The 7,891-nt window shown below is 63.2% G+C and carries 8 protein-coding genes; 4 read left to right on the top strand and 4 right to left on the bottom strand.

From position 1 onward, the window contains the following. Positions 1-349 (bottom strand): DUF1036 domain-containing protein (locus ACXJ7R_RS19215; protein WP_457153232.1); only part of this gene is annotated, 349 nt, incomplete at its 3' end. A 323-nt stretch (positions 350-672) separates the two neighbouring features. On the opposite strand from ACXJ7R_RS19215, the gene ACXJ7R_RS19220 reads away from it, so the two are divergent. The 3 genes from ACXJ7R_RS19220 (at position 673) to ACXJ7R_RS19230 (ending at position 3,109) form a co-directional block, all read left to right on the top strand. Beyond that, a complete protein-coding gene (locus ACXJ7R_RS19220) occupies positions 673-1,470 on the top strand; it encodes an N-formylglutamate amidohydrolase (RefSeq protein ID WP_457153226.1) in 798 nt (265 codons plus the stop codon). Between the two features lie 18 nt (positions 1,471-1,488). Beyond that, the gene (locus ACXJ7R_RS19225) at positions 1,489-1,797 is read left to right on the top strand and encodes a DUF1244 domain-containing protein (RefSeq protein ID WP_457153227.1); all 309 of its coding nucleotides are present in this window, start codon (positions 1,489-1,491) and stop codon (positions 1,795-1,797) included. Between the two features lie 130 nt (positions 1,798-1,927). Next, entirely contained in the window at positions 1,928-3,109 is a 1,182-nt protein-coding gene (locus ACXJ7R_RS19230; protein WP_457153228.1) for an MFS transporter, read from the top strand. Here ACXJ7R_RS19230 and ACXJ7R_RS19235 read toward each other — a convergent pair. Then, positions 3,067-3,981, bottom strand: coding sequence for a LysR family transcriptional regulator (locus tag ACXJ7R_RS19235; RefSeq protein WP_457153229.1), 915 nt, complete (start codon positions 3,979-3,981; stop codon positions 3,067-3,069). The two genes, ACXJ7R_RS19230 and ACXJ7R_RS19235, sit on opposite strands and share 43 nt — an antisense overlap. Positions 3,982-4,077: 96 nt before the next feature. On the opposite strand from ACXJ7R_RS19235, the gene ACXJ7R_RS19240 reads away from it, so the two are divergent. Continuing rightward, a complete protein-coding gene (locus ACXJ7R_RS19240) occupies positions 4,078-5,037 on the top strand; it encodes an SDR family oxidoreductase (protein WP_457153230.1) in 960 nt (319 codons plus the stop codon). A gap of 71 nt (positions 5,038-5,108) precedes the next feature. Here ACXJ7R_RS19240 and ACXJ7R_RS19245 read toward each other — a convergent pair whose 3' ends face one another. Both ACXJ7R_RS19245 and ACXJ7R_RS19250 read right to left on the bottom strand, forming a co-directional pair. Continuing rightward, positions 5,109-5,267, bottom strand: a complete 159-nt coding sequence (locus ACXJ7R_RS19245; RefSeq protein ID WP_095089435.1) for a DUF3309 family protein — start codon at positions 5,265-5,267, stop codon at positions 5,109-5,111. Between the two features lie 96 nt (positions 5,268-5,363). Next, the coding region (locus ACXJ7R_RS19250) for an efflux RND transporter permease subunit (RefSeq protein ID WP_457153231.1) at positions 5,364-7,891 on the bottom strand (2,528 nt) is incomplete at its 5' end.

The raw sequence follows: 7,891 nt of genomic DNA on the forward strand, positions 1-7,891 counted from the left end.
GGACCATCCAGCTTGCCTGTTCGCCCGTGTCATATTCCTGGAATCCGGCGCGCTGAAAGCCCCGTGCGACGCAATCGGTTACGCCCGCGATCTTGAACTCTTTTTCAGCCACGCACATGTTGATCGGGCCGTCCCAGCGTCCACCGCGTTCGGCGTCTTCTGCATAAAGATAGTAAAACCTTGATGACAGCGGCCCTTCGATCAGCGTCTTGCAGCTCGATCCCTCGATGTGCCACCAGCCCTCGGTGATCCAGCCGGCCTTGGCGCGATAGCCGATGCCGACGCCGACCAGGTTCTGCGTGGCGTTGCAGACACGGAAATCGGCGCGCGCCGGCGAGGCCATGACCATCGCCGACAGGCCCACGGCAAGGATCAGGAGCGGCGTGGCAAAGGCAGAGCGCCCGCGCTGCCTGCCGGCGGAACCCATCCGAAAACCCCTCAAGAACCACATCTGCATCTCTCTGCGCCCCTTTTCGGAAAAGTCCGGGCGCATGTCAACGCGCCGTTTTGTCCAATTCCAATCGATTTAGAAAGGCTCCGGCGCACAATTCGCCGACTTCTGCCAGATTTCCCGGGAAACCTTGGCCAAACAACGGCATTGCGCAAGCGTCGTCTTCGTGGAATGACGATAGCACCCTCCCCGGAAGCCAGCGAACAGACCATTTCCCGCCAATGACCCGATCCACAGTTTTCGCGCCTTTCGACATCGTCGAAGGCGACCGCAAGCGAGGCATTGTGCTTCTGGGCGACCATGCCCGCCGCGATCTGCCGGAGAACTATGGCAGCCTCGGCCTGCCGGCCGCGGAGTTCGACCGTCACATCGCCTATGATATCGGCGTCGAGGCGGTGACGCGCGAACTGGCTGCCTTGCTCGGCGTGCCGGCGGTGCTCGCCAATTTCTCGCGGCTGCTGATCGACCCCAACCGCGGCGAGGACGATCCGACGCTCATTCGCCAGCTTTATGACGGCACCGTCGTGCCCGGGAATTACCCAATTGCTGCCGAGGAGCGCGAAAGGCGGCTCGACGCCTTCTACCGGCCCTATCACGACGCCGTCGGCGCCATGATTGCCTCGGTCGCGCAGGCCTCTGCCCAGACGCCCTTCATCTTCTCGGTGCATTCCTTCACCCCGGCCATGCAAGGGATCCAACGTCCCTGGCATGTCGGCATCCTGTGGGATCGGGATGACCGGGTGGCGCGGCCGCTGATCGACATGCTGGCCGCCGACAAGAGCCTCGTGGTTGGCGACAACGAACCCTATGACGGCGCGTTGCGCGGCGACACCATGTACAAGCACGCCATCATCAACGGCTTCGCCCATGCGCTGATCGAGATCCGCCAGGACCTGATATCGGACCAGACGGGCGCGATCGCCTGGGCGCAGCGCCTGGCGCCGATCGTTGACGCGATCGACCGCCGTCCCGATATACATGTGGTCAAGCAATTCGGCTCCCGCACCGGGCCGCTTTAAAGCCGCAAGGAGGTTTCGATGACCGAACTCAGCGACGAGCAGAAGCGCGATTTCGAGGCTGCCGCCTTTCGCCGGCTGGTCGAACACCTGCGCGAGCGCAACGACGTACAGAACATCGACTTGATGAACCTCGCCGGCTTCTGCCGCAACTGCCTGTCGAACTGGTATCGCGAAGCCGCTGAGGCCGAAGGCGTCGGCCTGTCCAAGGACCAGTCGCGCGAGATCGTCTACGGCATGCCCTATGCTGAATGGCAGGCGATCAACCAGACCGAGGCCTCCGATGCCAAGAAGGCTGAATTCGAGGCGCGGCGGCCCAAGGACCACTAATTAGCCCTCGACATTACCGGCCATTTCCAAGGCTGTGTTTGGCCCAAATGCTTTTCCGAAAGACCGCTTGACTGAAAATTGAATCGATCTAATTTGCCGCGCAAAGCTATTTCTTGACCGGATTCGAGCCATGGACGCGCAAAACGCCATCCAGACTGCCATTCGCGGACGATGGGCCGTGGCAGCCATTTTCCTCGCCAACGGCTTCCTGACCGGCAGCTGGGCGCCGCAGATCCCGGTGTTTCTGACACGGCTGGAGATCACGAAGTTCACGCTCGGCCTGCTGATCCTGCTGTTCGGCGCCGGCGCGGTCACCGCTATGACCTGGTGCGGCCACCTAATCTCGAAACATGGTTCGCGCACCGTGCTGCGCTGGTTCGGTCTTTGCGGCAGCCTTGGGCTGCTGGTTGTGGCGCTGGCCCCCAACGTGCCGCTGGCGGCTATCGCCATGTTCATCTTCGGCGGCTCGATCGGCGGCATGGACGTCGCCATGAATGCCAATGCGGTGGTGGTCGAACGGCGGCTTTCGCGCGCCATCATGTCATCCTCGCACGGCTTCTGGAGCCTTGGCGGTTTCGCCGGCGGCGGCCTTGGCGGCTTTGCCATCCAGCACTACGGCCACCTCGCTCACGCTGCGGTGGTGACAGCGCTCGCCTTCGCGGTGATCGCGGTGGCGGTTCGCCATCTGGTCGCCGAGGACAGGCCGCAGGCGACCGAGCATCACAAATTCGCGCTGCCGGGAAATCCGCTGGTCTACCTCGTCGGCCTGATGGCGCTGCTGACGATGATCTCCGAAGGCGCGGTGCTCGACTGGGCGGCACTGTATCTCAGGCAGGAACTTGGTGCAGACCTTGCCGTTGCCGGTCTCGCCTATGCAGCCTTCTCAGGTGTCATGGCGATCATGCGCTTCTTCGGCGACGGCGTTCGCAACCGCCTCGGCGCGGTGATGACGTTGCGCGCGTCGGCGCTCGTCGCTGCCACCGGCATGCTGATCGCCGGGCTGTCACCCTCGCCCTGGCTTGCTATCGCGGCCTTTGCCTTGTGCGGCTTCGGCATCGCCAACATGGTGCCGATCATCTTTTCGGCTGGCGGCAACCAGGAAGGCATGTCGTCGGGCACCGGCATGAGCGTGGTCACCACCATGGGCTATTCCGGCATTTTGGTGGCACCGTCGGCGATCGGTTTCGTTGCCGAGCATTTCAGCTTCGGCCCGATCTTCATCGCCATGTCGGGGCTACTGGTCGTCGTGCTGCTGATGGCCGGGCTTGCTCACCGCGCCGAATTCGCGCCCGACGCCACGCCGGCCGAGTAGCATTTGAGTTCCTCGTAGAGGAAATCCGCCACGCGGCGGATGCGCACGCTGGTGCGCACGTCGCGATGCATGGCCAGCCATACCGGCAGCACCGGCAGCGGCAGGCCAGGCAGCACCTTTTCCATCAATGGATCACGGTCGGCCAGCGGCTCCTGGCCGAGGCCAATGCCGTTTCCCGCCCGCACAGCTTCCCACAAGACGATCTGGTTGTCGGCCCTGAAGCGGAAGCTGTTCCGGGTGACAGGGATACTATACTGGGTGAAGCCCCTGATCATCTCGTCGCTGCGGTCGAAGCCGATAAGGGCGTGCTCGACAAGGTCGGCAGGCTCCAGCGGGCGGCCGCGCCTGTCGAGATAGGATTTGGCCGCGCAGGCGCAGAGCCTGATATCGCAGACCTTGCGCGCCAGCAACTCGTTCTGCCCCGGCTTGACCATGCGGATGGCGATGTCGGCATCGCGGCGCAACAGGTTCTCGACCTGGTTCGAAGCAACGATCTCGACCTCGATGCCGGGCTCCTCGATGCCGAGCCGCGCCGTTATCTCCGGCAGCACATAAGCTGCCACCACCTCGCTGGCGGCAATGCGCACCGTGCCTTCGATCGCCTCGACCGACCCCAGCGCCAGCAGCGAAAAGGCGCTTGCCTGCTCGCTCACCGCCTTGCCGCGCTCGAACAGCGTGCTGCCGGCTTCCGTCAGTTCATAGCCGCGGCGCCCACGCCGGAACAGCGTGATGTCAAGCGCCTGCTCAAGCTCGGCGATATGGCGGCCAAGCGTCGGCTGGCTGGCCGAGAGCTTCCGAGCGGCGGCCGACAGGCTGCCGGTCTCAGCCACAGTGACAAAGCTCTTGATCAAGTTCCAGTCGATTTCTTTCATTCATTTATGAATATCAAACCTCCATACATAGTCAATTTCCATTCGCCCACGAGGAGACCATATTCGAGCTGCAAAACATCGACACGGAGACAAAAAATGACCAAGATCGCAATTCTCGGTGYCAATGGCCGGCTCGGCCGTGTGGTCGCCAGGGCCTTCATCGATGCGGGTTATGACGTCCGCGCCATCACCCGCAGCGGTAAGGTGCCGGCCGAACTCAAGGGCGCCACGGCCGTTGCCGGCGACGCGCTCGACCGCGAAGCCCTGATCCGCGCCACGCAAGGCGTCGACATCATCTTCAACGGCCTCAACCCGATCTACACCGACTGGGGCAAGTGCCTGCCGATGGCCGAAAACGTCATGGCCGCCTGCCACGCGAACGGCGCGCTGCACCTCTTCCCCGGCACCGTCTACAATTACGGCTCGCCGATGCCGGCGGTGATCACCGAGGACACGCCCTTCCACCCGACGACGGAAAAGGGCCGCATCCGCTGTGCCATGGAAGACCTATTCCGCCGCGAGGCGAAGGCCGGACGTGTCCGCACCATTCTCTTGCGGGCCGGCGACTTCTTCGGCGGCACCGGCAGCGGGTCATGGTTCGATCTGGTCGTCGCCGCCAAGATGAACAAGGGCATCTATACCGCGCCCGGTCCGGTCGATCTGGTGCATGAATGGGCTTACCTGCCGGACTTCGCCGTAGGCTTCGTCGCGTTGGCGCGCAATCTCGACAAGCTCGGCTTCTATGAGGCGCTGAACTTTCCAGGCCATGCAATCACCGATCTGGAACTCAAGGCCGCGTCAGAGAAGGCGCTTGGCCGAGCACTCAAGATGACCTCGATGCCTTGGTGGGTGCTGCGTGCCGGCAGCCCGTTCGTGGCGATGTGGCGCGAGATCGTCTCGATGTCCTATCTGCGCTTCGAGCCGCATCGGCTGGTCTCGACGCGGCTGGAACATATCATCGGCGAGACTCCGCACACGCCGTTGGATCAGGCGGTCGCCGAGGCTCTCGAGGACATCGGCATCGCCACGGTGAATGGCGTTGCGAAAGCTGCCTGATAGGCACGTCGGCGGGCGCAGCTATGCCCGCCCGTCTGTCCACACCCATCTCGCCACCGAATGAGGGCGGCTCAGAGCCGCCCCATCAACAGCAGCACCAGAAGCACCACCAGCACGACACCGACAATGCCCGACGGCCCATAACCCCAGGAGCGCGAATGCGGCCAGGCCGGTATCGCGCCAATGAGGACAAGGATCAGGACGATGATGAGGATGGTGGTGATCGGCATAAAGAACTCCCCGCACTGACATTTTGCTCAAGGGACAATGCAAAAGGCCGCCCGGTTGTTCCGGGYGGCCTTTGCGTCGGAGGTTCGCAGGCAGGTCTATTCGGCTGCCTTCGGAAAGGCGATAGCCGGCTCGCTGCCCACATCCGTATCGGGCGTCTCGGTCGACGAGACCTTTCCCTTGCCGCGCCGGAATAACCGACGGAAAAACGCGTAGAAGCGGCTGTTCTTGCTGCGCGTGAAGATCATCAGCATCGACGGCGTCACCACCAGCGTCAGCAAGGTCGCAAAGGACAGGCCGAAGACGATCGCCGACGACAGCGAGATCCACCATTGCGTCGACGGCGCGTTGATGGTCGTCTCATGATGGAAGATTTCGAGACCGAGGCCAAAGGCGATCGGCAGCACGCCGAGGATCGCCGACACCGCCGTCAGCACCACGGGACGGGCCCGTTCGCGGCAGGTCTGCAGCACCGCTTCCATCTTGTCCCAGCCTTCTTCACGCAGCCGGTCATAGGTGTCGATCAGCACGATGTTGTTGTTCACCACCACACCGGCCAGCGCGATCACGCCGATGCCCGACATCACGATGCCGAAGGCCTCTCCCGTCAACAGCAGCCCCAGGAACACGCCGATCGTCGCCATGACCACGCAGGACAGCACCATCAGCACGCTGGTGAATTTGTTGAACTGCATCAGCAGTACGAGGAAGATCAGGAAGATGGCCGCGCCGAAGGCCTTGCCGAGGAAGGCGCTGGCCTCCGCACTGTCCTCGTTGGAACCGGCCAGCTTCCAGCGTATGCCGCTGCCGAGATCCATATCGGCGACAGCCTTGGTGACCTCCTGCTGCACGGCCGCGACCTGGGTGCCGGCGGCGACGTTTGCTTGGACGACCACCGTGCGGGCGCCGTCGATGCGGTTGAGGATACCAACGGTCGGTTCGGGCTTACGCACGACGAAATTCGAGATCGGCACCGAACCTTGCGAGGTCTGTACCCTCAACTCGTCGAGCGTCGACAGTGTGCGCCGGTCTTCGGGCAGGCGCAGCCGGATGTCGACGGCATCGTCGGCGCCGGCCGGCCGGTATTCCGAGAGCTTCAGGCCGTTGGTCACCAGTTGCACCACGGTTCCCACGGAAGTCGGGCTGATGCCGTACTGCGCCGCCTTGGCGCGGTCGACCTCGAGCGCCCAGTCGACGCCGGGCGGCGGCAGGCCGTCGGAAATGTCGATGACGCCGGGCACCTTGGCAATGCGCGCCGCGACGGCGCGCGCCTTGTCGTCAAGCCCCTTGGGATCGATCGCCGAAAGCCTGATCTGGATCGGCTTGCCGGTTGGCGGACCGGCTTCAGGTACACGAACCTCGACATCGACACCGGGAATGCCGGCCATGACGCCGCGCAAATCGCTCAGGATCTGGTTCGCCGACTTGCGCTCGCGCCAGTCGATGAATTCATACTGAATGACGCCGACCACGTCTTCCGGAACATCCTGCCCGCCGCCTTGCGTCTTGCCGACGCGGGTGTAGACCGATTTGATGCCGGGCCAGCCGAGCAGCCTGTTTTCGGCGGTCTTGGTCGCGGTATCCATTTCGGCCAGCGAAAGGTTGCCGCGAGCGTGCACGTAGAGCAGGCCGTAGTCTGGCTCGACACTGGGGAAAAACTCGACACCGGCGCCATATTTCGAATAGGCAAAGCCGACGCCGAACAGCAGCGCCACGGTCAGCACCAGCACGGTGATGGGGAACCGCACCGCCTGCTTGACGATGGCCATGTACCAGCCGTCGCGATTGTCATCCGCATGGTGCTCGGGTGCCTTGGCGAAGATCGCCCCCAGCGTCGGCGCGAACACCAGCGCGTAGAGCATCGACGCCGACAGCGTGACAATCAGCGTGATCGGCATGTACTTCATGAAGTCGCCGATGATGCCCGGCCAGAACAGCAGCGGCGAGAAGGCGGCGATGCGCGTCATCGTCGCGGCGATGACCGGACCGGCCATGCGCTTGGCAGCAAGCGCGAAAGCTTCCGCCTTCGGCATGCCMTCGCCCATCCGCCGCTCGGCGAATTCGGTGACGATGATGGCATCGTCGACAAGCATGCCGACCGCCAGGATCAGGCTGAACAGCACGATCATGTTGATCGTGTAACCCATCATCGCAAGCAACAGGATGCCGATCAGGAACGATGATGGAATGGCCAGGCCGATCAACAATGAGGCACGGCCGGACAGCGCGTAGAGGATGACGATGAACACCAGGATGACGGCGATCATCACATGGTTCTGCAGATCGCCGAGCAGTTGGTTGACGAAGACCGACTTGTCCTGCGTGTAGGTGACATTCATGCCTTGCGGCATGGTCTTGACGAAGGCGTCGGAGACCTCCCTGACCTTGGCGAGCGTGTCGATCAGGTTGGCGCCGATGCGCTTTTTCACTTCGATGGCGATGGCAGGCTTGCCGTTGAGGCGGGTCACCGTCTCGGCATCCTTGAAGGTGGAGCGGATCGTCGCGATGTCCTTGGCCTGAACCACGGCATTGGGGCCGGCGACCACCGGCAGCGCCGCCACATCCTCGGGCGTCTCGATCAGCGACGGCACCTTGACGGCGTACTTGCCCTCGGAGCCCTCGATAT

The organism is Mesorhizobium sp. P5_C1, assembly GCF_054049815.1.